Genomic DNA, 25,174 nt, shown 5'->3' on the forward strand with positions numbered 1-25,174 from the left:
AATCCACGGGCAGAGCCCGTGGATCAACCCTATGTCAGCCGAACCTGAGTCAGCGCTTGGCCTTGGTGGATTTCGGCCACACCAGGCGGGTGCCCGCCCAGTCGTCGGCGACGCTGATGTTGGAGGTCTGCGACAGGCCCGCGGTGGGCACGGCCTCCGCGATGTCCGACGGCTCCACGTGGCCAGGGCGGCCGGTCTTCGGGGTGAGAACCCAGATCACGCCGTCCTCGGCGAGTACGCCGGTTGCTTCCAGCAAGGCGTCGACCAGGTCACCGTCGTCTTCCCGCCACCAGAGCAGCACGATGCTCACAGTCTCGTCGGCATCCTCGTCGAGGAGGTCGCCGCCGATCTGCTCCTCGACTGCGGCACGGAGGTTGTCGTCGACGTCCTCGTCCCAGCCGAGTTCCTGGACGACCATGCCCGATTCGATCCCGAGCTTCTCGGCGACGCCGATCTTGCCGGCGTCTTCCGCGGCGACCACGGTTTTCACTCCTCCAACTACGCAAGAGCGACAGCCCTAAGACTGCCGCCAGAGTCCGTTACTCGGGCTAGCGAACACTGTCAGCTACCTCCGGCGCAACTGTTGACCACGTGACACGCCGTAACAGGGACCCCTGTGGAGATCCCTAGACTGGCATGAGGCACGCTCTACATACCTCTTATCGCGCGCGCGTGAGCGACACGATCCAGAACTACCGATCAGTAGCGGTGACGAAGTCGTCGCGCAAGGACAACGATAGGAGCGCGTGGCACGGTTTCCGGGCCAACGCGAGGTACCGCCAACGAAGCCGAGGAGACACCTTGAGCCCGCAGAACACCGGCCCCGAGCGGGTACGTGTCATTCGTGACGGCCTGGCCGCGCACCTGCCTGACATCGACCCCGAAGAGACGTCCGAGTGGCTGGAGTCGTTCGACGAGGTGCTCAAGGGCGGCGGCCAGCAGCGGGCCCGGTACCTGATGTTGCGTCTGCTGGAGCGTGCGCGTGAGAACCACGTCGGCATGCCCTCGCTGACCAGCACCGACTACGTCAACACCATCCCCACCGAGCGGGAGCCGTGGTTCCCCGGTGACGAGGAGGTGGAGCGCCGCTACCGCGCGTGGATCCGGTGGAACGCCGCGATGACGGTGCACCGCGCGCAGCGGCCGGGTGTGGGTGTCGGTGGCCACATTTCGACGTACGCGTCGAGCGCGTCGCTCTACGAGGTCGGCTTCAACCACTTCTTCCGGGGCAAGAACCACCCCGGCGGCGGCGACCAGGTCTTCATCCAGGGCCACGCCTCCCCCGGTGTCTACGCTCGCGCCTTCCTCGAGGGCCGGCTGAGCGAGCACCAGCTCGACGGCTTCCGCCAGGAGTACTCGCACGCCGGTCCGGGTGGCGGCCTGCCGTCGTACCCGCACCCGCGGCTGATGCCGGACTTCTGGGAGTTCCCGACGGTCTCCATGGGCATCGGCCCGATGAACGCGATCTACCAGGCGCGGTTCAACCGCTACCTGCACGACCGCGGCTTCAAGGACACGTCCGACCAGCACGTGTGGGCGTTCCTCGGCGACGGCGAGATGGACGAGCCGGAGTCGCGCGGCCTGCTGCAGCTCGCCGCGAACGAGCACCTCGACAACCTCACGTTCGTCGTCAACTGCAACCTGCAGCGCCTCGACGGCCCGGTGCGCGGCAACGGCAAGATCATCCAGGAGCTGGAGTCGTTCTTCCGGGGTGCCGGCTGGAACGTCATCAAGGTCGTCTGGGGCCGCGAGTGGGACGCGCTGCTGCACGCCGACCGCGACGGCGCGCTCGTCAACCTGATGAACGCCACGCCCGACGGTGACTACCAGACCTACAAGGCGAACGACGGCGCGTACATCAAGGAGCACTTCTTCGGCCGCGACCCGCGGACGAAGGCGCTCGTCGACGCCATGAGCGACGACGAGGTGTGGAACCTCAAGCGCGGTGGCCACGACTACCGCAAGGTCTACGCGGCCTACAAGGCGGCCACCGAGACCGTCGGCCAGCCGACCGTGATCCTCGCCAAGACGATCAAGGGCTACTCGCTCGGCAAGCACTTCGCGGCGCGCAACGCGACGCACCAGATGAAGAAGATGACCCTGGACGACCTCAAGGGCTTCCGGGACAGCCTGCGCATCCCGATCTCCGACGAGGTGCTCGAGAAGGACCCGTACCTGCCGCCGTACTACCACCCCGGCCAGGACAGCCCCGAGATCCAGTACATGCTGGAGCGCCGCCGTCAGCTGGGCGGCTTCGTGCCGGAGCGCCGCACGAAGTCCAAGGCTCTCGTGCTGCCCGGCGACAAGGTCTACGACGGCATCAAGCGCGGCTCCGGCAAGCAGGAGGTCGCCACGACGATGGCGTTCGTCCGGCTCGTCCGCGACCTCGCGAAGGACCCGGAGATCGGCCCGCGCATCGTCCCGATCATCCCGGACGAGGCGCGCACGTTCGGCATGGACTCCATGTTCCCGACGCAGAAGATCTACAACCCGAACGGTCAGGCGTACACCTCGGTGGACGCCAACCTGATGCTCGCCTACAAGGAGTCGGAGCAGGGCCAGATCCTGCACGAGGGCATCAACGAGGCGGGTTCCACGGCGTCGTTCACGGCGGTCGGCACGTCCTACGCGACGCAGGGCGAGCCGATGATCCCGATCTACATCTTCTACTCGATGTTCGGCTTCCAGCGCACGGGCGACGGCCTGTGGGCGGCGGCGGACCAGATGGCGCGCGGCTTCGTGCTCGGTGCCACCGCGGGCCGCACCACGCTGACCGGTGAGGGCCTGCAGCACGCCGACGGCCACTCGCTGCTGCTGGCGCACACGAACCCGGCCGTGATCGCGTACGACCCGGCGTGGTCGTTCGAGGTGGCGCACATCGTCAAGGACGGTCTGCGGAGGATGTACGGCGAGAACGCCGAGAACGTCTTCTACTACATGACGGTCTACAACGAGCCGTACGTGCAGCCGGCCGAGCCCGAGGGTCTGGACGTGGAAGGCCTCCTGCGCGGCCTCTACAAGTACCAGGACGGCCCGCAGACGGGTGGTCCGCGGGCCCAGATCCTCGGCTCCGGCGTTGGCCTCCCGTGGGCGCTGAAGGCCCAGCAGATGCTCGCCGACGAGTGGGGCGTCTCCGCCGACGTGTGGTCCGCCACGTCGTACTCGGAGCTGCGCCGCGACGCCGTCGACACCGACCGCCACAACCTGCTGCACCCGGACGCCGAGCCGCGCGTGCCGTACGTCACGCAGGTGCTGGCGAACGTGCAGGGCCCGGTCGTCGCCGTGTCCGACTGGATGTCGGCGATCCCGGACCTGATCCGCCCGTACGTCCCGACCGACATGACGACCCTGGGCACGGACGGCTTCGGCTTCTCCGACACCCGCCCGGCCGCCCGCCGCCACTTCCTGGTGGACGCGGAGTCCGTCGTCGTCGCCACGCTGGCCGCCCTGGCCAAGCGCGGCGAGGTGGAGCAGGCCAAGGTCGTCGAGGCGGCCCGCAAGTACCGCATCGACGACGTGCAAGCGGCCGGACCGTCCACGTCGGACGCGGGCCTCGCGTAGTTCGTTTCCTGACGAGGGCCGCCCCGCAACGCGCGGGGCGGCCCTTCGCACGTCCTGAGGGCGTCCAGGCGGTCAGAACACGACGCGGGCAGCCAGGACGGCGGTGGCGACCGATGCGTCGCCCTCAACATCGAGCGCGGGGTCGCCGTCGCGCCCGGAGAGGTGGCAGAGGAAGTCGAGGTCGTCCGAGCGCACGACCGCGACCGGTTCGCCCGCGCCGAGCACCCATCGGGCGTCGCCCAGTTCCACCGTGATCGGCGGCGCGGTCCACGTCTGCGCGAGGTCGCGCACCACCTGCTCGACGATGCCGCGGTCGTGCTCGCCCGTGACGAACGGCCGGCCGGTGGCACGCGCGATTCCGGCGGGCGCTGCTGTCGAACGACCCGGCCGACGCCCGCGCGGCCATCGAAGCGGACAGACCGTCACTGACGATGCTGCAGGCTTCGAAGGCACGCGAGCTGGCGGGCGACTAGCACTGGGCGACACGACGGGCCTTGAGCAACGGCTCGTCTGCGTGACCATCCAGCAGCAGCGGGATCAACGGCCGAGCCTCCTGCTTCATGGGCACGATCCGATCCCCACCCCGCAGGTACTGCGACTTGACGCCGTGCAGGGCGAGTTCGTCCCGCGCCTCTACGTACTGGGCGCCGGTGAGCACGTAGCCGCAGGGAGGCGTAGTGAGCACGTCCTCCGGAGCAGGAGGCTGGTTGTCCGCGCCGCCGAAGTACACCGGGCCGGACCGCACAGCACGCGAGGCAGCGGTAGCGGCCTCGATCTCCGCACGACGCTCACGGACGTACGCCTGGGTGCCGTCGAGGCCGAGCAGCTGGGACTCGACGCGGTAGGCGGGCGTGCCGTCGACGTTGGTCTCCACCAGCAGCCCGGTGGAATGCTTGAGGCCGGACGTGTTGCGGAGAATCCGTTCCTGGTGGTCACCGGCGACCTGACGGATCGGCTCACCGGTCACCGGGTCCACGTGGATGCCGTAGACACCGGACGTGCGACCGCCGGCCTCGACGGACGGACGGATGTACGAGCGCGAGAGCGTCTCGGACAACGAGTGCACGCCGTCGGCCACGTTCAGGTTGCGCGGCCACAGCCAGAGGAAGTCCTTCACGTAGTAGGGCGCGGAAGGGCCGAACTCGTGGAGGTCGTGGATGACGTCGGGCTTCCAGTCGCGGATGACGGCGGCCATCGCGCGGCCCTCGGCTGACCGCAGCAACAGGTGGTCGCGGTTGATGTCGATGCCCTGGGAGTTGCCGCGGGTGTCGGCGACGCGGCCGTCCGGGTTGGCGTTCGGGACGAACAGATAAGTCACCGAAGAAGAGCGCGGCAGCGAGCGCATGCGGATCAGGCAGGCTTCGCGGCCCGCCGGCTCGTCGCCGTGCTGGGAACAGATGAAGAGCACGACCGTGCGGGCCGACGGAGTGCCGACGCGGACGAGCTGGATCGGACGTCCTTGCGCCGTCACACCGATCTGCGAGACCGGCAGGCCCGTCGCACGCAGGTAGGCCTGTTCCTCGGCCTCGGTGGTCCACTTGCCGGTCTTCTCGAAACCCGTCCGCGGCTCGGCAGCAGCGAGCGCCGGCACGGGAACCAGCAACGAAACAGCAGCCAGTAATGCGATCAGTCCCCTCATAGAGGAGACTTTGCCGCCTGTGTCAACCGGCGGGCGGTGCGGTTCCAGTCGATGTAACCGTGGATCACCAGGCCCGCGAAGATCAGGTACACGAACGCGCTGAAGTACAGGCCCGACTGGATCTGCAGCGGCACGCCCACGAAGTCGACGACGAGCCACACCAGCCAGAACTCCACCAGGCCGAGGCCCTGCAGGGTGAACGCCAGGATCGTGCCGACGAAGATCGCGGCGTCCGGCCACGGTGCCCAGGACGCGTCCAGCCATTGCAGGGTCAGCGCGAAGGCGACGGTGCCGAGCACGAAAACACCGGCGACGACAGCACGTTCGAGCCAGGAACCCTTGCGCACCACCACGCCGAAAACCGGGTCACGGCGACGCACCCACGCGTACCAGCCGTAGACGGCGATCAGCCCGACGACGACCTGACGGGTTGCCAGACCGCCCAGATGCGCGGACAGGTAGACGGTGAACAGCAAAGCGACCGACACCAGCTGCACCGGCCAGGTCAAGAGTGAACGGCGCTGCGCGAGGAAGACCACCGCCAGCGCCAGGACCTGCCCGACCAGCTCCGTGTACGCGATCTTCTGGCCGAAGATCGTCAAACCTGCCTCGTACCACACGGCTTGTTCCCTCGTGGTTCAGTCGCTGTATACCGGCGTTTCCTACGGTCCCACCATGTCATCTCCCTTAGCGCTGGCGCTCGTGCCTTTGTTCCTCGCCGCGCCCGCGACGCCCGTCATCACACCGACGGTGATCACGCAGACGTTCGAGGAGCCCGCGGACGCCGACGACCCGGCCATCTGGGTGAACCCGCGCAACACCGAACGCAGTGTGGTCCTGGGCACACTCAAGGAAGGCGGGCTGGCGGCGTTCGACCTGAACGGCCGCACGATCGGCGTCTACCCGGCACCGTTGCCACCCACGCCGGACGCGAAGCCGGGGCGTTACAACAACGTCGACGTCCTCGGGAACCGCGCGTTCGTGAGCGACCGCGGCCGTGACCGCATCCGGGTGTTCCAAGTGGACGAACGCGGCGCGAAGGACGTCACGAACCCCGCCGCCAAGCCGGTGTTCAGCAAGACCGAACAAGAGGTCGACGAACAGCACAACGTCTACGGTCTCGCCGCCGGGCACGTCAACGGCAAGGACGTCGTCGTCACGAGTCGTCGCAACGAGACCAGTATCGCGCTCCTCCAGGTGACCAACGACAACGACACCAAGAAGGTGTCCACTCTGGACCTCCCGAGCACCTTCACCCTCCCGAACGGCAAGCAGTGGACGGTGTGCGGTGAACCGGGCGAGGGCCCGCAGGTCGAGGGCATGGTGATCGACGAGCGCACCAACACGCTGTACGCCGCGCAGGAGGACGTGGGCATCTGGCGCATCCCGTTGCGCGCCAACGGCTTCGGCAAGCCGCAGCTGGTCGACAAGGTCCGCACGTGGGGCGCGCCGCAGAAGTACAACCCCGACACCGAGGAGTGCGAAGCCGACGGCCCCAACCCCGGCTTCGGCGGCAAGTGGCTCGAAGCCGACGCCGAGGGTCTCACCATCGCGGACGACGTGCTGCTCGCGTCGAGCCAGGGCGACTCGCGGTTCGTCGCCTACCGCAAGGCCAACATGAAGCCCCTCGAGGACTTCAAGGTCAAGGACGTCGAGCACTCGGACGGCGCCGACATCGTGCTCGGCAAGCTCAACCTGCTGGTCGTCCACGACGGCGAACGCCCGAATGGCACCGGATTCGCGTTCGTCAGGTTCTAACCTGTCCCGATGGGGACGACACTGAGCCAGGACGCACTCAACCGGGCGTTGATCGAACGACAGATGCTGCGCGAACGCGCCGACATAGGCGCGTTCGCCACCATCGAGCGCCTCTTCGGCATCCAGGCGCAGGAACCGAAGTCCCCGTACATCGGACTGTGGACCCGGCTCGAGAACTTCCAGCCGCAGGAGCTCGAAGACCTCCTCATCAGCAGGTACGTCGTCCGAATCCTGCTCATGCGAGGCACGATCCACCTGGTCAGCGCGCAGGACGCGCTCGCACTCAGGCCTCACATGCAGCTCCGGCTCGACCGCGAGCTGCAGAGCGGCCCGTTCGCCAAACGCCTCAGAGACCTCGATCTCGATGCCGTCGCCGAAGCCGGCCGCAAGATCCTCGAAGACACCCCGCAGGGCACCGCGGACGCCGGCAAGCAGCTCAAGGAACGCTGGTCCGACCGCGAGCACACCGTCCTGGGCAACGCACTGCGCAACAAGCTCGCGCTCGTTCAGCTCCCGCCGCGCGGCCTGTGGCACAAGAGCGGCCGCGCGATCTGCACGACCATGGAGTCGTGGCTCGACCAGGAGCAGCACGCCATGCCCCGCGAACGGCTGGTTCGGCGCTACCTCAAGGCGTTCGGCCCGGCGACCGTGCTGGACGCCCAGCAGTGGTCCGGCCTCACCCGGCTCGGCGAGGTCTTCGAACAGCTCCGGCCGGAACTGGTGACCTTCCGCAACGAGGCCGGCAAGGAGCTGTTCGACCTCCCCGACGCGCCGCGCCCCGACCCGGAGACCCCGGTCCCGGTCCGGCTGCTGCCCGAGTTCGACAACATCCTGCTCGCCCACGCCGACCGCAGGAGGGTCATCGCGGACGACCGGCTCGGCGTGGTCATCGGCGGCAAGCCCACCGTCCTCGTCGACGGTTACGTGGTCGCCACGTGGTCCATCACCAAAGAACGCCGAGTCACCGTCGACTACATCGACCAGCTCGACAAGAGCAGGCAGAAGGCGGTCGCCGAGGAGTGCGACCGCCTTCAGGACTGGATCGAGCAGAACTAGGCGGCCACGTCGACGTGCGCGCCATCACCGACGACCAGCCGGTGCTGGCGCGCAGAGCCCACCCGAGCACGCCGGCCGATCAACGACGTCTCGATGCCGGACACGTTGTGCACCGACGCCTCGTTGAGCACGATCGAGTCGGCCACCCCGGACTCGGTGATCCGGCAATCGGCGCCGATCGACGTGTACGGGCCGACGATCGACTCCTCGACCAGCGTGCCGGCGCCGATGATCGCGGGCCCGACGATGCACGACCGCACCACCCGCGCACCCTCCTCGACCACGACCTCACCGATCAGCCGCGACTCGGCGTCGACGATGCCCTGGATGTCCGTCCGCAGCCCCATCAGCAGCTCGCGGTTGCACTCCAGCACGTCCTCGACCTTCCCGGTGTCCTTCCAGAACCCGGAGTAGACGCGGGCCCGCACGTCACGCTCGTGAGTGACCAGCCACTGCAACGCGTCGGTGATCTCGAACTCCCCGCGCCACGACGGCTCGATCGCGTCGATGGCGGCGTGGATCGCGGGCGTGAAGAAGTAGACGCCGATCATGGCGAGGTCGCTGCGCGGCTCCTGCGGGTGCTCGATCAGCCGCGTCACGCGCGAGTTCTCGTCCACCTCGGCGACGCCGTAGAGCCGCGGGTCCTCCACCTTGTCCACGAGCACCTGCGCGGACGGCCGCAGCCGCGCGAACTCGTCCGCGATCTGCCCGATGCCCTCGGCCAGCACGTTGTCGCCCAGGTACAGCACGAAGTCGTCGTCGCCGAGGAACGGCCGGGAGATCCGCACGCAGTGGGCGAGACCGAGCGGTCTGTCCTGCTGGATGTAGTTGATCGACACACCCAGGTACGACCCGTCGCCGAACAGCTCGGTGATCTCCTGGCCGCCCTCGCCGACGACGATGCCGATCTCGGTGATCCCGACGTCCCGCAGGTTCTCCACGACGTACTCGAGCACGGGCTTGTTCGCGATGGGGACGATGTGGCGGGGCAGCGAGTATCCGGCCGGGCGCACGCCCGCGGACAGCACTAGGGCTTTCATAGGTCCTCCACACCGCGACAGCGGACAGTTCGGGTGGACACGAGCGTCCGTGCGTGCGCTGGACCGCAACTGGAGAACCGCCAAACAACGAAGAAGGGGCTCTCAGCAGCGAGAGCCCCTTCTTGAAGTTAGAACATCTAACTACCGCATCGGGGTGCCCGACGGCGGCGTCGGAACGTCACCCATCCGACCGCCCACATTCGCCGGCATCTCCTGCGACGCACGCGGCATCGGCGACTGGACCGCGGCCGCCTCGTCCTGCATGCGGTTCAGCCAGCCCTCCCAACGCTGCTGCATCGGCCGGACCAGGCCGCCGCCCACACCGATGACGATCACGCCGGCCACCGTGGCGAGCACGGCGATCAGGACCGGCATGGTCACCGAGATCGCGATGCCCAGTTGGTTGAGCGCCGCGATGATGCCCAGCGCCATCACGAAGCCGTAGGTGATGTTGCCCATGATCCGGGTGTAGGAGCGCTGACCCAGCGCACCGGTCACGAGGCCCTTGAGAGCCGTGCCGATCGCCGACGCGACGATCACGAGCACCATCGCCACGACGATGCGCGGCAGGTAGGCGATGACCTCGTTGAGCAGCGTGCTGACCGGGTTCGACGCGCCGAAGACGCCGAACGCCAGCTGCAGCGCGATCAGCAGCACGAAGTAGTAGACGATCTTGGCGATCAGGCCGGTCGCGTCCATCGACGACTGCCGCATCGCGCCGTGCAGGCCCGACCGCTCGACGAGCCGCTCGAAGCCGACGCGCTTGAGCAGGAACTGCACGCCCTTGGCGAGCGCCTTGGCGATGAACCAGCCGATGACCAGAACGAGCAGGAAGCCGAGCAGCTTCGGCACGAACGTGGCGACCATCGCCCACGCCTGGCCCAGGCCCTCGGTGATTTGCGAGCCCACGGGCCCTCCTAGAACAAAGTTGCGGTGAGTGAAGATCCGACCAGTTGATCGTTTCGCGGATCACACTGCTCAGCAACCGCGACACTGTGACACGAAAGGGTGGCTGACGTGGATTTTTGTCTCAATACAGTCCAGAGTGGAGCTACCGGTGGGGACCGGGGAGAGGGAAGCGCCCGCCACTCTCTGTGGCGGGCGCTTCCACATTTCTACGGCCGTCCGGCACTCACGCCCCGCCCGTCGAGGTAGCCCTGAATCCGGTCTCCCGACAACACCGGCGCCGCGCCTCCCTGACCGTCCTTCGGCACGTCCGGCCGCGGGTCACCGGCGCACTCGGAGCTGCTGCCCGGCAGCGCACCGTCGATCAGGTAGCGGTGCACCTTCGCGTCGACGCACTTGTTGCCGCCGTTGTAGATGCCGTGCTTGCCCTCGTCGACGACGGTGATCAGGTTGTGCCCGAGCCGGGCCGCCATCGCGGGGCCGCTCGCGTACTGGGTCTGCGTGTCGCCCTCGGACTGCACGACGACGCCGACCGGGTAGCCGTTGCGGCCGATCTTGACGGGCTGCTCCGGCGGGGTGAACGAGCGGAACGTGCACGTCATCGGGGCGGCGCGGACGATGCCGAAGCCGAACGGGTAGCGCTCCCGGAACGTGCGCATGTCCTCGTAGTAGACGTGCAGGTCGGTCGGCCAGTCCGACTCGCAGGTGACCGTGTCGAACACGCCGGACCGCAGCTCCTGCAGACCGGTCTTCGCGAGCACCTGCCCCGCGTTAGCGCCCGCGGCGTTGTCCGGCTTCTCGCCCGACCGCAGCTTGATCACGACAGATGCCAGGTCCGACCACAGTGGACGGTAGCGGGCCCCGACTCCGACCGCGCCGTCGAAGGAAGACCGGTTGTGCTCACCGATCGGCGTGCTGTGCAGCTTCGCGGCTACCTTCTCGACCTCGGCCAGCACCTCGTCGCGCGACTTGCCCAGCGCGAACTTCTCGTTGCGCTCCCCCACCCACGACGCCCACGACTCGACGCTGCGCCGGTACGCCACGGCCTGCTGGCGGAACTGCTCGTGCCAGATCCACTCCGGGTGCACCGCGGAGTCGAGCACGCTGCGGTCCAGGCGGTTCGGGAACAACGTCCCGTACACCGCGCCCAGGTAGGTGCCGTAGGAGTAGCCCAGGTAGTTGATCTTCTCCTCGGCCAGCACGGCCCGGACGACGTCCATGTCCCGTGCGGTGTTCGCGGTGCTGACGAACTGCCGGATCCCGCCGGACGACTTCTGGCAGGCCTCCTCCGCCTCGCGCGCCTCGGCCGCCCACTTGCCGAACTCGCCGTCGGCCGGGCGGGAGTCCGGTTCGGCGATCGCGGGCGCCGCCCGGCAGTTCAGCGCCGTCGACCCACCGACGCCGCGCGGGTCGATGCCGATCACGTCGTAGACCTGCACGAGCTCGGACTTCGCCAGGAACAGCGGCAGCCCCAGACCGGAGCCGCCAGGTCCACCCGGATTGGTGAACAGCACGCCGCGCCTGCGGTCCTGCGCCGCCGCCTTCTTGCGGCTGATCGTCAGGTTGATCCGGTCGCCGGCCGGTTTGGTGTAGTCGAGCGGCGCCATGAGCGTCGCGCACTCCAGCTCGGCGAGCTTTCCGCTGCACTGCGCCCACTTGACCGGTTGGGCGTGGTACTCGGCGAGGGGATCGGGAGGGTCGGCCGCGGCACTCACGCCCGTGGCGGTGAGCGCGACCACGCCGAGGACGAAAGCCAGGAACCTGCGCAAGACAAAACCTCCACGCCGTACGAAAAGACCTCTGCTGCCCGAAGGTATGGCCGTTCAAACGGCTTCATCGGTTCTGTCACCCGTCCCGGTGATGTCACCCAGAAGCGCTTAAGCTGCGGGTATGACCAAGGCAGCCACGGCGAAGGAGGAGCATCCGCCGACGCTCTCCGCCCGCACGATGCGCAAGATCGAACGCGCGTCCGGCTCGCTCGCCACCGCGAGCGTGTCCGAGATGGAGGAGCGGTTGCCGTGGTTCGCCCGGATGCCGGCGGACCAGCGCGCGAGCGTGCTGCTGCTGATCCAGAACGGCGTGGCGGGGTTCGTCGAGTGGCTGCACGACCGGCAGCAGGCGATCCGGCTCACCGCGGACGCGTTCCGGTCGGCGCCGAAGGACATCTCGCGCTGGGTCAGCCTGCGCCAGACCGTCGAGCTCGTCCGGATAGCGCTGGAGCACTTCGAGGACCAGATGCCGAAGATGGCCGCGGACGAGGCCGAACGCGCGCTGCTGATGGAGGGCGTGCTGCGGTACGGGCGGGAGATCGCCTTCTCCGCCGCCACTTCCTACGCGGCGGCCGCGGAGGCGCGCGGCGCGTGGGACGCCCGGCTGGAAGCGCTGGTCGTGGACGGCATCGTGCGTGGCGATCCCGAGGAGTCGTTGCTCAGCAGGGCAGCCGCTCTCGGCTGGGACCCGGCGCTCGAAGCCACCGTGCTGGTCGGCAACCCCGGCGGTGAGGACCCGCCCGCGATCATCTACTCGGTGCGCAGCAAGGCCGCCCGCGCGGGACGGCCGGTGCTGCTGTCCGTGCAGGGTTCGCGGCTGGTGGTCGTGCTCGGCGGGCCGACGGAGACCGGTGAGGACGTGCTGGGCCGGATCGCCGAGGGCTTCGGCGAGGGTCCTGTCGTGGCCGGGCCCACTGTGCGAAGTCTTTCCGAGGCCCACCGCAGCGCCAGCGACGCGTTGAGCGGGCTGCGGGCCGTGGTGGGCTGGCCCGCCGCACCCAGACCGGTCCGGTCCCTCGACCTGCTGCCGGAACGGGCGCTGGCGGGCGATCCGGAGGCCGAGTGGCAGCTCGTTGACAGGGTTGCCCGGCCGTTGGAGGACGCCGGCGGCGCGCTGCTGGAGACCGTGGACGCGTTCCTGGAGGTCGGCGGCGTGCTGGAGACGTGCGCGAAAAGGCTGTTCGTGCACCCGAACACGGTCAGATATCGCCTTCGGCGCGTTCAGGAAATGACCGGAAGAAATGCACATGACGCTCGAGACGCGCTTGTGCTTCGCGTCGCTTTGTCTGTAGGACGCCTTGCTCGAGCCCGGGGCCTGTGGTAGCGAACGGCCTGTGACGGAGTTCGCACACATCCGTTAGGGTGAGAGCCAAACGACCTGCCCACGCGCTGAGCTGGGCATACGTCGCGAACGGTTCACCTGGCCGACACTTTTGTAGGGTCTCTACAAATACGATCGCCGGACTTCGTTCTTTACAGCATAGGGTACCGGTGGGTTCACCAGCTTTAGTAATCGACGTGATCGCACTCCTCGCCCCCGGACAAGGGTCCCAGACGCCTGGCATGCTCGCCCCCTGGCTCGAACTGGAGGGGACCGAGAAGCAGGTGCGCACCTGGTCGGAGATCACGGGTCTCGACCTCGTGCGGCTCGGCACCACCGCGGAGGCCGAGGAGATCGTCGACACCGCCATCACCCAGCCGCTGGTCGTGGCTCTCGCGCTGCTCGCGTTCGGTGAGCTGCGCCGCCGCGTCGAGCTGCCCGCCGACGTGATCGTCGCGGGCCACTCGGTCGGTGAGCTGGCCGCCGCGTCGATCGCCGGCGTCATCAGCGCCGACGACGCGGTCGCTCTGGCCGCCGTGCGCGGTGCCGCGATGGCCCAGGCGTGCGCGCTCGAGCCGACCGGCATGGCCGCGGTGCTCGGCGGCGACGAGCCGGAGGTGCTCGCGCGCCTCGAGGAGCTCGGCCTCGTGCCCGCCAACCGCAACGGCGCGGGCCAGATCGTCGCGGCTGGTCCGCGTCCCGCTCTCGACGAGCTCGCGGAGAACCCGCCGGGCACGGCGAAGGTCCGCAAACTGGCGGTCGCGGGCGCGTTCCACACGAAGTACATGGCGCCCGCAGAAGACGCTGTGCGCGCGCGTGCCGCCGAAGTCACCACGCACGACCCGTTGATGCCGCTGCTGTCCAACAAGGACGGTCAGGCCGTCACCGAGGGCACCGAGGTGCTGCGCCGCCTGGTCTCCCAGGTCACCAGCCCGGTCCGTTGGGACGTCTGCCAGGCAACCCTCGTCGAGAAGGGCGTGTCCGGCTCGGTCGAGCTGCCGCCCGCCGGCGCACTCACGGGTCTCGCCAAGCGTGCGATGAAGGGCACCGCCACCCTCGCCCTGAAGACCCCTGACCAGCTCGAGAAGGTCGCGGAGCTCTTCGACACCGTTGGAGCTACTAAGTGACGACCTTCCAGGCCCCGCAAGCCTCTGCGGGTAGCCGCATCATCGGCCTCGGCAGCTACCAGCCCGAGACGGTGGTGAGCAACCACGACCTCGCCGCGCGCATGGACACCTCGGACGAGTGGATCCGCGACCGCGTCGGCATCGTGAACCGGCGGATCGCGGCCAAGGACGAGGGCGTCGTCGACATGTCCGTCATCGCGGGCACCAAGGCGATCGAGGACGCGGGCCTCACCCCGGCCGACATCGGCGGCGTGATCGTGGCGACGTGCACGATGCCGTCGACCATCCCGAACGCCGCCGCCCAGGTCGCCACCAAGATCGGCATCAAGGCGGCCGCGGCGTTCGACCTCAACGCCGCGTGCGCGGGCTTCTGCTACGCCGTCGCGACCGCCTCGGACATCGTCCGCGGCGGCACGGTGCGCAACGTCCTCGTCATCGGCGCGGAGAAGCTCACCGACTGGACCGACCAGGACGACCGCTCGACCGCGATCATCTTCGCGGACGGCGCGGGTGCCGTCGTGATCAGCGCCAGCGACGAGAACCAGATCGGCCCCGTCGCGTGGGGTTCGGCCGGCGAGATGGCGGAAGTCATCTCCATCGCCGACCGCGACTCGTTCATCCACCAGGAAGGCCAGACGGTCTTCCGCTGGGCGACGACCCAGATCGCGCCCGTCGCGATCCGCGCCGCCGAGCTCGCGGGTGTCGAACTGTCCGATGTGGACGTTTTCGCCCCGCACCAAGCCAATCTCCGCATCATCGAAGCGATCGCCAAGCGCCTGCGCAACAATGGTGCGCGGGAGGACCTGAAGGTCGCTCGAGACATCGTCGAATCCGGTAACACCTCCTCGGCCTCGATCCCCATGGCACTGGACCACATGCGGGCGGCGGGCGAGATCTCCAGCGGAGACGTGGTGCTGATGGTCGGGTTCGGCGCAGGTCTGTCCTACGCGGGACAGGTGGTCCGGTGCCCGTGAGTACCCAAGGTTTTTTCATCGTTTCAATCGAAAGGGAACTTCAGTGAGCGACAACGTCCTTACCGGTCTTGCCGAGATCGTCGAAGAGGTCGCCGGCGTGGCCGCCGACGACGTCACCGCTGAGAAGTCCTTCGTGGACGACCTCGACATCGACTCGCTGTCGATGGTCGAGATCGCCGTCCAGGCGGAGGACAAGTTCGGCGTGAAGATCCCGGACGACGAGCTGGCGAACCTCAAGACCGTTGGTGACGCGGTGAACTACATCACCAGCAACAAGTGACCTCGGGCATCGAGGTCGTCATCACCGGGCTGGGTGCCACCACCCCGCTCGGCGGTGACGTCACGTCGACCTGGGACGCTCTCCTGGCCGGCAAATCCGGGGTCCGCCCCCTCACCCACGACTGGGTGGAGAAGTACGAACTGCCGGTGAAGATCGCCTCACAGCTCGTCGTCGACCCGACCGAGGTGCTCCCCCGCGTCGAGGCACGGCGCCTGGACCGCTCCGAGCAGGTCGCCATCGTGGCGTCCCGCCAGGCGTGGTCCGACGCCGGTCACAACGACGACACCGTCGACAAGCAGCGCCTGGCCGTCATCATCGGCACCGGCATCGGCGGCGCGATCACCCTCCTGACCCAGGACGACCTCCTGGAGACGCAGGGCCTGCGCAAGGTGTCGCCGCTGACCGTCCCGATGCTGATGCCGAACGGCCCGGCAGCCCACGTGGGCCTGGAACTCAAGGCCCAGGCAGGCGTGCACGCCCCGGTCTCCGCCTGCGCGTCGGGCGCAGAGGCCATCGCGTGGGCCTACCGCATGATCATGTCCGGCGAAGCCGACGTGGTGGTGGCAGGCGGCGCGGAAGCGTGCATCACGGCAATCCCGGTGGCGGGCTTCTCGCAGGCCCGCACCATGAGCACCCGCAACGACGAACCGGAAAAGGCCTCGCGCCCGTTCGACACGGGTCGCGACGGCTTCGTCCTGGGCGAAGGCGCGGGCGTGATGGTCCTGGAACGCCGCGAGTTCGCCGAAGCACGCGGCGCCAAGATCTACGGCCGTCTCGCGGGCATCGGTACCTCCGCTGACGGCTACCACATCACCGCCCCGGACCCCGAGGGCGTCGGACAATCCCGTGCCATCGCCGCGTCCCTGCGGTCCGGCGGCATCGACCCGTCCGACGTGGGCCACGTGAACTGCCACGCCACCTCCACCCCGGTGGGCGACGTCGCAGAAACCGTGGCAATCCGCAAGGCGATCGGCGACCACCCGGTCCTGACCGCCCCCAAGGGCGCCCTGGGCCACCTGCTGGGTGCAGCAGGAGCAGTCGAGGCCATCATCACCGTCCTGTCGATCCGCGACGGCGTGGTTCCCCAGAGCCTCAACCTGGAGAACCTCGACCCGGCCGTATCACTCGACGTGGTGGCGGGCGAACCGCGCAAGATCAAGCTGGACGCCGCCGTGAACGACTCGTTCGGCTTCGGCGGCCACAACGTTGCCCTGGCCTTCACCCCGGCCTAGCAACACCAACGCACCACACAACGCCCCGGTCAGCTTCGGCAGGCCGGGGCTTTGCGTTGCCAGGCAACAATCCCGCGAAGGCGAAGCCGAGCTGGTTTGGCGATGCCGTAGGCGAGCTGCTTTTGCGCTTGAAACGCGGTGCGGGCGGGTCCCCGTCCGGACCGCACCACCCACGCAACCGGCAGCCGCCCACAGCAACAGGCGTGCCATCAACCCGAGAGCGGCGCGGTACCCCCTGATCAGATTGGCAGGGGGTCTGGGGGACGGCGTCACCCAGGGGAAGCACGCAACAGGAACGGGAGCACGCAAGCCGGGAACGCTACGAAACCGGAACGCCAAGCACGCAAAGCGATCCCGCACGGACAACAAACCGCCACCCGCCGACGAAACAGGGGGACGACCTGCGCAACCGACGCGCCAGGGACGCCGAAGCCGAAGGCGAGGCCCGCCTCAACACTTCTCCATCTGGGGAGTCCGGTTCTCGGGAGCCTCATCGACCTTCAACTCCCCACCCTCCCAAACCATCACATACACAACCCGCCACCGAATACACCGCTCCGGCAACGCAACCGGAGCCTTGGCAACGTCCTGAGTGGACACAAACGAGATCAGAACCCGCAACCGCCGCCCGACCACATCGGACTCGATCCGCTGCACCACCATCCCACCATCCCGGGTGGACTCATATGCAGCCATCCAAGTCGACTCCACGGCAGCCGAAGCCCGCCGAGAAGACACAACCTCAAGCCACCCGGCAAAATCCCGAGCGTTGATCGCATCGAAGTACCGCTGCAACACCGCCTGCACGGCAGTCCGATCAGGATGCGTGAACGAATCAGGACTCAACCGCACCAACGCGGGCCCGGGCAACGGCTCCCCAACAGCCGACGAAGAAGGCACCACCGGCTCCCCCTGAGCCTCGGCAGGACGCGAGTAAACAGTCCGCCCCACCATCCCAGCCGCCACCGCAGCACCGGTGATCACCACGACGGCCGGCACCAGCCAACGGCTAGCCACACTCCCCACGCGAGCAGCCTAGTCGCACGCCCCGGCAACCAGCAGCAGGACAGGCAGCAGGACGGCAGACGGCCGCTCAACCCAGCACCCGGACAGCAGAGGCCTGCTCACAAAACGGTGTTCCGTTACATCAAAACATAAAACTTCATCCGAAAGACTACATTCCACGCGGATGCAAGTTGCATGTAGCAAGACAATGATTGCTACATAAATGCGCAGAACCCAATCTCATACTCCGAATGAGTTCTTTCGGGGGACCCGATACGGCCGATCGGCGGCACCAAACACGCATTCGGAGCGATTTACGGCTTCACTCGAAAAGAGCACAGAACACAGCGCGTGCACAACGGTTGCGTACCCCCAACTATACGTCGAGATCGACCTGGAATATCGCAGATCAGAGCCCTGCGCACATCAAGAACGATACAGTCCCGTTTAGCATAACCCCAAGACAGGTGGACTGAGTCACCGCTCAGCAAACCTCGCAGGCGGGTGAGACGGTCCCAAACCTCGCCACCAAGCGTGACATACGCACCGGTAACCGCCCCTCATTCAGCCACGAACGGGCTACCCATATACCTCGGATGGCGGATTGGCCGCCGCCGTCGAATTGTGCGGGAATATGCCGCGTCAAAGAAAACGCAAACGAGCCGGGGAGGGAATTCGGTGGACCTCAGATACGAGGCGTTCTGCTTCGCAGATCGACGGTTCTACGATCTGCAGAGCAGCACCGAAAGCGAGCTCCCAGGGGACGACTTTTCGCGTGAGCTGCCCGAACTCCCGGTGGACTGGGTGCAGGCCGAGCGCAACGTGTGGCGCCACCTCCACCCCCGCGGAGTGCAGTTGCCGAAGCAGGGCTGGAAGATCCACGTCTCCGCAGGCCTCGACAACTCGGCCAGGGTCCTGAAGGCCACTTTCGACTACTGCGTCGAGCGGCGAATTCCGTTCAAGTACCTGCCGACGATCTCGATCGTGCTGGCCCGCAACTCGAAGTACGCGCCCCGTGAGGGCAGCGGCAAGCTGATCACGATCTACCCGACGGACACCGAGCAACTCGAGCGGATCCTCACCGAGCTCGGCGCAATCCTCAACGGTGAGCACGGCGCCTACATCCTCAGCGACCTGCGGTACGGCAAGGGGCCGCTCTACGTGCGCTACGGCGGGTTCTCCGAGCAGTGGCTCGAGCAGGACGGCCAGCAGGTGCTCGCGATCGAGGGGCCGGACGGCACCCTGATCCCGGACAAGCGCAAGCCCGTCTTCAGCGTGCCGGAGTGGATCGAGCTGCCGGAGTTCCTCGCGCCGCATCTGGCCGAGCGCAACGCCGGCGACCCGAGCAGGTTCCCGTACCAGATCAAGAGCTCGCTGCACTTCTCCAACGGCGGCGGCGTCTACCTGGCGACCCGCAAGAGCGACGGCAAGGAGGTCGTGCTCAAGGAGGCACGGCCGCACGCCGGCCTCGACCGCGAGGGCCGCGACGCCGTGGCACGGCTGGAGCTCGAGCACGCGATCCTCACGAAGCTCGAGAACGTCAAGGGCGTGCCGGAGGTGTACGACCGCTTCACCGAGTGGGAGCACCTCTTCGTCGCCATGGAGTTCATGCCTGGGCGCTCGCTCGGCCAGTGGCTCGGCATGAACTACCCGTTGACGCACAAGGACACCACCGCGGAGCAGCTCGCCGAGTACCGCGACCGGGCCCAGAAACTCGTCCGCAAGGTCGAAGACCTGATGGCACGGGTGCACGAACGCGGCGTCGTGTTCGGTGACCTGCACACGCTCAACATCCTGGTGGACGACGACGATGAGGTCTCGCTGATCGACTTCGAGCTGTCGTCGACGATCGAGGACGTCAAGAGGCCGACGCTCGGCGCGCCGGGGTTCCAGGCGCCGACCGACCGCGAGGGCTTCGAGATCGACGAGTACCCGCTCGCGGCGCTCAAGCTGTGGATCTTCCTGCCGCTCAACGCGGTGCTGGAGCTCTCGCCGGCGAAGTTGAAGCAGCACGTGCACGTCATCCAGCAGCGCTTCGGCCTCGACGACGAGTACTGCCAACAGATCGTCGACGTGCTCACGCCGCGCATCGACCCACCGGAGGAGCCCGCCTTCACCGCGTTCGACGACCCGGAACCGGACTGGACGGTCGTCCGGAAGTCGATCGCGACGGCGATCCTGCACAGCGCCACGCCACAACGCCAGGACCGGTTGTTCCCCGGCGACATCGAGCAGTTCGAGGTCGGCGGCACGTGCTTCGGTTACGGCGCGGCGGGTGTGCTGCACGCGCTCGACGTCAGCGGCGAGGGCCGCTACCCCGAGCACGAGGACTGGCTGATCAAGGCGGTCAAGCAGGATCCGCCGAAGCAGCCCGGTTTCTACGTCGGTGCGCACGGCATCGCGCACGTGCTGGAGAACTTCGGCCACCACGATCTGGCGACCGAGCTCGTCGACGGCTACGCGCAGCTCGTCGGCACCACGCGGGACCACGGGCTGAGCGCGGGGCTCGCAGGCATCGGACTCAACCTGCTGCACTTCGCGGACACCCGCGACGACGACCGCTTCGCCGTGCAGGCCGAGGAACTGGCCGAACGGCTCGCGAAGCAGCTGGCCGGCGCACCAGGACCTGGTGCCAAGGCGAAGGCCGGCCTGCTGCACGGGTGGTCGGGTCCCGCGCTGTTCTTCCTGCGGATGTTCGAGCACACCGGCGAACGGCGCTGGCTCAGGTTGTCGGAGCAGGCGCTGGAACGCGACCTGGCCGAGACGATGATCGCGCTCGACGGCTCGCTGCAGGTGCGGGACGGCAACTTCCGGTCGCTGCCGTACGTCGGCATCGGCGCGGCGGGCATCGCGCTGGCGCTGGCGGAGTTCGCGCAGGTGGCGCCGGAACGTCCGTGCGCTGAGCAGCTCCCCGGGCTGCTCAGCGCCTGCACCGGCGAGTTCGTGATCCAGCCGGCGCTCACGCTGGGCAGGGCCGGCCTGATGGCCACGCTCGCCCACGCGACGCGCCACCAGCCCGACGAACGGCTCGACCGCGCGGTCCAGCAGCACCTGCGGGCACTCGGCTGGCACGCCACGCGCTACGGCGGCGGGCTCGCGTTCCCCGGTGTGCAGCTGCGCCGGCTTTCCATGGACCTCAACACCGGCGGTGCGGGCGTCCTGCTCGCCATCGCCTCCACAGTGGACGGACGTCCACCGCTGCCCTTCCTGAGCAGCACACCAGCCCCGGTTCTAGCGGACCGGTAGCAGTAACCCCCGAGAAAGATCCTCTAATAAGGAGAGATTGTCATGGGCTTCATCCTTGACATGCAGGACCTCGAGACCCCCGAGACCACGAGCGTCATGGCGTCCGGCGGCTCGGGTGGCGGCGGCGGCTCCACCACGGCGTCCAACGCGTCGCTGCTGCTCCCCTGCTCGCACAGCACCGTCAGCCTGCTGGCCTGCTGAGCTGCGTCTCAACTGAACCACCGCGGTAGATGAGCGGCATAGGCGAAGTATGCCGCTCACCCACCTCTGCAGGGCCCGGCAGCCGGCCAGCTGTCGGGCCCTCGCTCATGATGCGCCCTCGTGACCCCCGGAGGAACAGCCGATGGCCAAACCCGGTGACGCTCTGCTGTTCCGCGTGGTCCGCCGGGACCACCGCCCGTGGCTGCTGATGCTCAACGCCGCCGTCGCCACGACCGGCGGTCTGCTGATCCCCGCGGCGCTCGCCGATGCCGTCGACATGGCGCTCGGCGGCAAGTTCGTGCTGTTCACGATGCTGTGGCTGCTCGGGATGGCGGCGACCGAGATCATCGGTGACGCGATCGGCATCGTGCTGGCCGCGAGCATCACCAGCCGGGCGACGGCCTGGCTGCGCAACCGTCTCTCGCGCCACCTGCTCGCGCTCGGGCACCCCTCGCCGTTCGCGGCCGGCGACGCGGTCAGCCGGGTGACCGGTGACTGCGGCAACGCGGGCGGTGTCGTGGTCACGCTGATCTCGCTGGCCATCGCGGCGGTGACCTCGGTGGGCTCCGTCGTGGCGCTGGCGTTGCTGGACTGGCGGCTCGCGGTGGTGTTCGTGGTGAGCGTGCCGCTGGCGATGTTCCTGGTCCGCACGCACATGCAGCTCACCGCCGACGACGTGCTGGCCTACCAGGAGGTGTCCGGCGAGGTGTCGGCACGCCTCGTCGACGCCGTGACGGGCAAGCGCACGATCGCCGCGGCGGGCATCGCCGACCGGGAGGCCGGGCGGGTGCTGCAGCCGCTGCCCAAGCTCGCCGAAGCCGGCGCGGGCATGTGGCGCACGCAGGCGAAGATGATGTGGCGCGCGGGTCTGCTGTTGCCTGCCGTCGAGGTGGTCGTGCTGGTCACCGCCGGTTTCGGCGTGATGGCGGGCAGGCTGAGCCCCGGTGACGTGCTGGCCGCGCTCGGCTACGCCGCTCTGGGCATGAGCATCGTCGGCCAGGTGCCGCAGCTCACCGCGCTGGAGCGCACCCGCGCCTCCGCCACCAGGATCGCCGAGGTCCTCGACACTCCCCTGCCGGAACGCGCCGAGACCGCCACCTTCGGGTCCGGCTCCGTCGAACTGCGCGACGTCAGCGTCGACGGCGCCCTGCACGGTGTGCACCTGACCATCCCGGCCGGCACGTTCGCCGCGGTCGTGGGCCGTTCCGGCGCCGGGAAGTCCACGCTGGCCGCGGTGCTGGGCGGACTGTCCCCTGTGGACTCCGGCGAGGTGCGGCGCGACGGTGAGGTCGGCTACGCGTTCGAACGGCCTGCGCTGCTCGGCGCCACGGTCGGCCGTTCGATCGGCTATGGAACGGATGCGGACGAAGTCGAGGTGCGGGACGCAGCCGTCGCCGCCCAGGTGCACGACGTGCTGATCCGGCTGCCGCAGGGCTACGAGACGCCGATCGCCGACGCACCGCTCTCCGGCGGTGAGGCGCAACGAATAGGGCTGGCCCGCGCGATCGTGCGAGATCCCCAGGTGCTCGTGCTGGACGACGCCACCGCCAGCCTGGACACGGTGACCGAGGCCAAAGTGGACAAGGCGCTGACGACGGCCCTGCCCGGCAGGACACGGGTGGTGGTGACGCACCGCGCGGCGACCGCGGCGCGAGCGGACCTGGTGGTGTGGCTGGAGAACGGCCGGGTGCGCGGCACCGGCACGCACCAGGAGCTGTGGGACGACGAGGACTACCGGTCCGTCTTCACCGGGGGCGAATGATGCGTTTCTACCTGTCCACGCTCGCCGGGCACCGCCGCGGCGTCCTCGTCCTGCTCGCCTGGTCGGCGCTCGAAGGCGTGCCGGCGTTCTTCGGCGGCCGCCTCGTCGGCACGGCCGTCGACCGGGGTTTCGCCGCAGGTGATCCGCTGGCGGGCGTCCTGTGGCTGCTCGCCTTCGCGGCACTCGCGATCGCAGGAGCACTAGGTCAGCGCCAGGTGTTCGCGCGGCTCGGCCACGTGGTCGAACCCATGCGCGACGCCCTGGTCACGCGGATCGTCCAGGGTGTGCTGAAGGACCCGACGCACCGCAGGACCCCGGACGCCAGCGCGGTCGCCATGATCACCCGGCACGTCGAGGTGGTCCGCGACGCCACCGCCGGCGTGCTGGTGCAGGCCCGCGCGCTCCTCGTCACGACGCTCGCCGCGCTCATCGGCCTCGCGACGACGGCCGCCGCGCTGATCTGGCTGGTGGTCCTGCCCATCGTGGCGGCGCTCGTGTTGTTCGGTCTGCTGCTTCCCTCGCTGGCCAGGCGGCAACGTGACGCCGTCATGGCGGACGAGCGCACCGCCGAGGCGACCGGAACGGTGCTGACCGGGCTGCGCGACGTCGCCGCCTGCCGGGCCGCCGACGAGGCCTACTCCGACATCGCCACCCAGGTCGGACAGCAGGCCCGTGCCACCGTCACCGTCGCGTGGGCGAACGCGTTGCGCGCCACCGTGATCGCCCTCGGCGGCTTCGCTCCGATCGTGCTGCTCGTGGCGTTCGCGCCCCCGCTCGTGGCGTCCGGTCAGCTGACCACGGGCGCGGTGTTGGCCGCGGTGGTCTACCTGTCCAACAACGTCAACCCCGCGCTGCACGGCCTCGCGCGCACCACCAGCACCGTCGTGATGCGTCTGATGGTTGCGCTCAAACGACTTCAGGAAGCAGCGCCGCAGCAGACCGATGAACCGGGTGCGGAAGTGCCGTCCAACGGCGAGTTCGTGCTGACGGACGTCACGTTCGGCTGGAGTCCGGACGCGGAACCGGTGGTGCGCGGCCTCTCGCTCGACCTCCGTCCCGGCGACCACCTGGCCGTGGTCGGACCGTCCGGCATCGGCAAGTCCACAATGGCCAGTCTGCTCACCGGTCTGATGCCACCGGACCAAGGCCGTGTGCTGTTCGGCGGCTCACCCGTCGACCTGGTGACGCCGACGATCAGGCACCACGCCATCGCGCTGATTCCGCAGGAGACGTACCTGTTCACGGGCACTGTGCGGGAAAACCTGACGTTGCTCGCGCCGTGGGCGACCGACGAAGATCTGACCGAAGCGGTGCACAAGGTTGGCGCCAAACCACTTCTGGACCGGCTGGGTGGCCTCGACGCCGCACTCGGCCACGCGGGCGAAGGGGTTTCCGCCGGTGAGGCGCAACTTCTGGCACTCGCACGGGTCTACGTCACGTCTGCCGGCGTGGTGATCCTCGACGAAGCGACCTCACACCTGGACCCGGCAGCGGAAGCCAGGGTCGAACGAGCTTTTGCCCAAAGGGACGGCATTCTCGTGGTGATCGCCCACCGGCTGAGCTCGGCACTGCGCGCGAACCGCGTGCTGGTCATGGACGGCGGCAAGCCGTTGCTCGGCACGCACGAACACCTGCTGAAGACGTCCGCGCTCTACGGGCAGCTCATGCTGGCCTGGGACCCCACCCACCACGAGGAAACCCCGCTGCCCAACCGGTAGCGGGGTCCACTCAGGACTTATCCGACCCGGTGCAACCAGGTCACCGGCGCGCCGTCTCCCGCGCGCCGGAACGGTTCCAGCGCGTCGTCCCACGCCGCGCCGAGCAGTTCGTCCACGCCGTGCGCGAAGGACTCGCCGCCACGGGCTCTGACCGCGAGCGCACGCAGCTGATCCTCGTTGACCACGATGTCACCGTTCGCGGACGTGCGGGCGTGCCACAGTCCGAGAACGGGCGCGAAGCAAAAACGCTCGCCGTCCTGACCGGGCGACGGTTCCTCGGTCACCTCGAAGCGAAGCATGGGCCACGCGCGCAGCGCAGCCACTAGTTTCGCGCCGGTGCCGGCGTCTCCGGTCCATGCGCATTCGGCGCGCAACTGGCCTGGTGCCGCGGGTTGCGCTGCCCACCTGAGGTCCACTCGTTCACCAAGGGTGCCCGAGATCGCCCACTCGACGTGCGGACAGACCGCAGACGGCGACGAGTGGACGTAGACCACGCCACTGGTGCTGCCACGGGTGCTCACTGCTGACCTCCGCTACTCGACGAGGGACGTCTTCCCCTACGCCTTTGCCGAGCGAGGT

General features: G+C 68.4%; 21 protein-coding genes. 12 read left to right on the forward strand and 9 right to left on the reverse strand.

Annotated elements, in window-relative coordinates; all coding sequences use genetic code 11:
- Window positions 1-49 precede the first annotated feature (49 nt).
- Window positions 50-481, reverse strand: coding sequence for a DUF3052 domain-containing protein (locus DI276_RS13450; protein ID WP_112263631.1), 432 nt, complete (start codon window positions 479-481; stop codon window positions 50-52).
- 320 nt (window positions 482-801) lie between these two features.
- Here DI276_RS13450 and aceE point away from each other — a divergent pair, with 320 nt between their 5' ends.
- Window positions 802-3,561: a pyruvate dehydrogenase (acetyl-transferring), homodimeric type gene (gene aceE / locus DI276_RS13455; RefSeq protein WP_112263632.1), complete on the forward strand. Its 2,760-nt coding sequence runs from the start codon at window positions 802-804 to the stop codon at window positions 3,559-3,561.
- 72 nt (window positions 3,562-3,633) lie between these two features.
- Here aceE and DI276_RS13460 read toward each other — a convergent pair whose 3' ends face one another.
- The 3 genes from DI276_RS13460 to pnuC are packed head-to-tail and all read right to left on the reverse strand — an operon-like array spanning window position 3,634 to window position 5,820.
- The gene (locus DI276_RS13460; RefSeq protein ID WP_112263633.1) at window positions 3,634-3,987 is read right to left on the reverse strand and encodes a hypothetical protein; all 354 of its coding nucleotides are present in this window, start codon (window positions 3,985-3,987) and stop codon (window positions 3,634-3,636) included.
- 43 nt (window positions 3,988-4,030) lie between these two features.
- Window positions 4,031-5,200 carry a M14 family zinc carboxypeptidase gene (locus DI276_RS13465; RefSeq protein ID WP_112263634.1) on the reverse strand — a complete coding sequence of 390 codons (1,170 nt, stop codon included), beginning with the start codon at window positions 5,198-5,200 and terminating at the stop codon, window positions 4,031-4,033.
- On the reverse strand, window positions 5,197-5,820 hold the full coding sequence (pnuC, locus tag DI276_RS13470) for a nicotinamide riboside transporter PnuC (protein ID WP_112263635.1): 624 nt from the start codon (window positions 5,818-5,820) through the stop codon (window positions 5,197-5,199). The genes DI276_RS13465 and pnuC overlap by 4 nt, the downstream gene beginning before the upstream one ends.
- 55 nt (window positions 5,821-5,875) lie before the next feature.
- On the opposite strand from pnuC, the gene DI276_RS13475 reads away from it, so the two are divergent.
- On the forward strand, window positions 5,876-6,958 hold the full coding sequence (locus tag DI276_RS13475; RefSeq protein WP_112263820.1) for a phytase: 1,083 nt from the start codon (window positions 5,876-5,878) through the stop codon (window positions 6,956-6,958).
- A gap of 9 nt (window positions 6,959-6,967) precedes the next feature.
- On the forward strand, window positions 6,968-8,014 hold the full coding sequence (locus DI276_RS13480; RefSeq protein ID WP_112263636.1) for a winged helix DNA-binding domain-containing protein: 1,047 nt from the start codon (window positions 6,968-6,970) through the stop codon (window positions 8,012-8,014).
- Here DI276_RS13480 and DI276_RS13485 read toward each other — a convergent pair.
- From DI276_RS13485 to DI276_RS13495, 3 genes are all read right to left on the reverse strand, one after another.
- The gene (locus tag DI276_RS13485) at window positions 8,011-9,054 is read right to left on the reverse strand and encodes a glucose-1-phosphate thymidylyltransferase (protein ID WP_112263637.1); all 1,044 of its coding nucleotides are present in this window, start codon (window positions 9,052-9,054) and stop codon (window positions 8,011-8,013) included. The genes DI276_RS13480 and DI276_RS13485 overlap by 4 nt on opposite strands.
- A 141-nt stretch (window positions 9,055-9,195) precedes the next feature.
- A complete protein-coding gene (locus DI276_RS13490) occupies window positions 9,196-9,963 on the reverse strand; it encodes a mechanosensitive ion channel family protein (RefSeq protein ID WP_112263638.1) in 768 nt (255 codons plus the stop codon).
- Window positions 9,964-10,169: 206 nt separating this feature from the next.
- Window positions 10,170-11,729, reverse strand: coding sequence for an alpha/beta fold hydrolase (locus DI276_RS13495; RefSeq protein ID WP_232836629.1), 1,560 nt, complete (start codon window positions 11,727-11,729; stop codon window positions 10,170-10,172).
- A 121-nt stretch (window positions 11,730-11,850) separates the two neighbouring features.
- Between DI276_RS13495 and DI276_RS13500 the strand changes: the two genes are divergently transcribed.
- From DI276_RS13500 to DI276_RS13520, 5 genes are all read left to right on the forward strand, one after another.
- Complete coding sequence (locus DI276_RS13500; protein ID WP_112263639.1) at window positions 11,851-13,053, forward strand: PucR family transcriptional regulator; 1,203 nt, start codon at window positions 11,851-11,853, stop codon at window positions 13,051-13,053.
- Between the two features lie 194 nt (window positions 13,054-13,247).
- A complete protein-coding gene (locus DI276_RS13505) occupies window positions 13,248-14,177 on the forward strand; it encodes an ACP S-malonyltransferase (protein ID WP_198680615.1) in 930 nt (309 codons plus the stop codon).
- Window positions 14,174-15,151 carry a beta-ketoacyl-ACP synthase III gene (locus DI276_RS13510; protein ID WP_112263640.1) on the forward strand — a complete coding sequence of 326 codons (978 nt, stop codon included), beginning with the start codon at window positions 14,174-14,176 and terminating at the stop codon, window positions 15,149-15,151. Before DI276_RS13505 ends, DI276_RS13510 begins: the two co-directional genes overlap by 4 nt.
- A 43-nt stretch (window positions 15,152-15,194) precedes the next feature.
- Window positions 15,195-15,431: an acyl carrier protein gene (locus tag DI276_RS13515; RefSeq protein WP_089950824.1), complete on the forward strand. Its 237-nt coding sequence runs from the start codon at window positions 15,195-15,197 to the stop codon at window positions 15,429-15,431.
- Window positions 15,428-16,663 (forward strand): beta-ketoacyl-[acyl-carrier-protein] synthase family protein, encoded by a 1,236-nt coding sequence (locus tag DI276_RS13520; protein ID WP_112263641.1) that lies wholly within the window; start codon window positions 15,428-15,430, stop codon window positions 16,661-16,663. The genes DI276_RS13515 and DI276_RS13520 overlap by 4 nt, the downstream gene beginning before the upstream one ends.
- A gap of 450 nt (window positions 16,664-17,113) precedes the next feature.
- Here the strand turns inward: DI276_RS13520 and DI276_RS13525 are convergent, their stop codons facing one another.
- Complete coding sequence (locus DI276_RS13525) at window positions 17,114-17,662, reverse strand: hypothetical protein (RefSeq protein ID WP_157984694.1); 549 nt, start codon at window positions 17,660-17,662, stop codon at window positions 17,114-17,116.
- A 684-nt stretch (window positions 17,663-18,346) separates the two neighbouring features.
- Here DI276_RS13525 and lanKC point away from each other — a divergent pair.
- The 4 genes from lanKC to DI276_RS13545 all read left to right on the forward strand — a co-directional run bounded on the left by lanKC (window position 18,347) and on the right by DI276_RS13545 (window position 24,595).
- Window positions 18,347-20,914 carry a class III lanthionine synthetase LanKC gene (gene lanKC, locus DI276_RS13530; protein ID WP_112263643.1) on the forward strand — a complete coding sequence of 856 codons (2,568 nt, stop codon included), beginning with the start codon at window positions 18,347-18,349 and terminating at the stop codon, window positions 20,912-20,914.
- Between the two features lie 42 nt (window positions 20,915-20,956).
- On the forward strand, window positions 20,957-21,115 hold the full coding sequence (locus DI276_RS13535; RefSeq protein ID WP_112263644.1) for a SapB/AmfS family lanthipeptide: 159 nt from the start codon (window positions 20,957-20,959) through the stop codon (window positions 21,113-21,115).
- A 142-nt stretch (window positions 21,116-21,257) separates the two neighbouring features.
- Window positions 21,258-22,877, forward strand: a complete 1,620-nt coding sequence (locus tag DI276_RS13540) for an ABC transporter ATP-binding protein (RefSeq protein ID WP_112263645.1) — start codon at window positions 21,258-21,260, stop codon at window positions 22,875-22,877.
- Window positions 22,877-24,595, forward strand: coding sequence for an ABC transporter ATP-binding protein (locus DI276_RS13545; protein ID WP_112263646.1), 1,719 nt, complete (start codon window positions 22,877-22,879; stop codon window positions 24,593-24,595). Before DI276_RS13540 ends, DI276_RS13545 begins: the two co-directional genes overlap by 1 nt.
- A gap of 17 nt (window positions 24,596-24,612) precedes the next feature.
- Here the strand turns inward: DI276_RS13545 and DI276_RS13550 are convergent, their stop codons facing one another.
- Window positions 24,613-25,116 (reverse strand): DUF3145 domain-containing protein, encoded by a 504-nt coding sequence (locus DI276_RS13550; RefSeq protein WP_112263647.1) that lies wholly within the window; start codon window positions 25,114-25,116, stop codon window positions 24,613-24,615.
- Between the last annotated feature and the right edge of the window lie 58 nt (window positions 25,117-25,174).

This window comes from Lentzea terrae, from assembly GCF_003265345.1.
Lineage (GTDB): Bacteria > Actinomycetota > Actinomycetes > Mycobacteriales > Pseudonocardiaceae > Lentzea > Lentzea terrae.

Bases quoted from the DNA above. Each gene is read 5' to 3' on its own strand.
- DI276_RS13540 (WP_112263645.1), top strand. From the start codon at position 21,258: ATGGCCAAACCCGGTGACGCTCTGCTGTTCCGCGTGGTCCGCCGGGAC.
- DI276_RS13545 (WP_112263646.1), top strand. From the start codon at position 22,877: ATGCGTTTCTACCTGTCCACGCTCGCCGGGCACCGCCGCGGCGTCCTC.
- DI276_RS13500 (WP_112263639.1), top strand. From the start codon at position 11,851: ATGACCAAGGCAGCCACGGCGAAGGAGGAGCATCCGCCGACGCTCTCC.
- DI276_RS13480 (WP_112263636.1), top strand. From the start codon at position 6,968: ATGGGGACGACACTGAGCCAGGACGCACTCAACCGGGCGTTGATCGAA.
- DI276_RS13475 (WP_112263820.1), top strand. From the start codon at position 5,876: ATGTCATCTCCCTTAGCGCTGGCGCTCGTGCCTTTGTTCCTCGCCGCG.
- DI276_RS13485 (WP_112263637.1), bottom strand. From the start codon at position 9,054: ATGAAAGCCCTAGTGCTGTCCGCGGGCGTGCGCCCGGCCGGATACTCG.
- DI276_RS13535 (WP_112263644.1), top strand. From the start codon at position 20,957: ATGGGCTTCATCCTTGACATGCAGGACCTCGAGACCCCCGAGACCACG.
- DI276_RS13465 (WP_112263634.1), bottom strand. From the start codon at position 5,200: ATGAGGGGACTGATCGCATTACTGGCTGCTGTTTCGTTGCTGGTTCCC.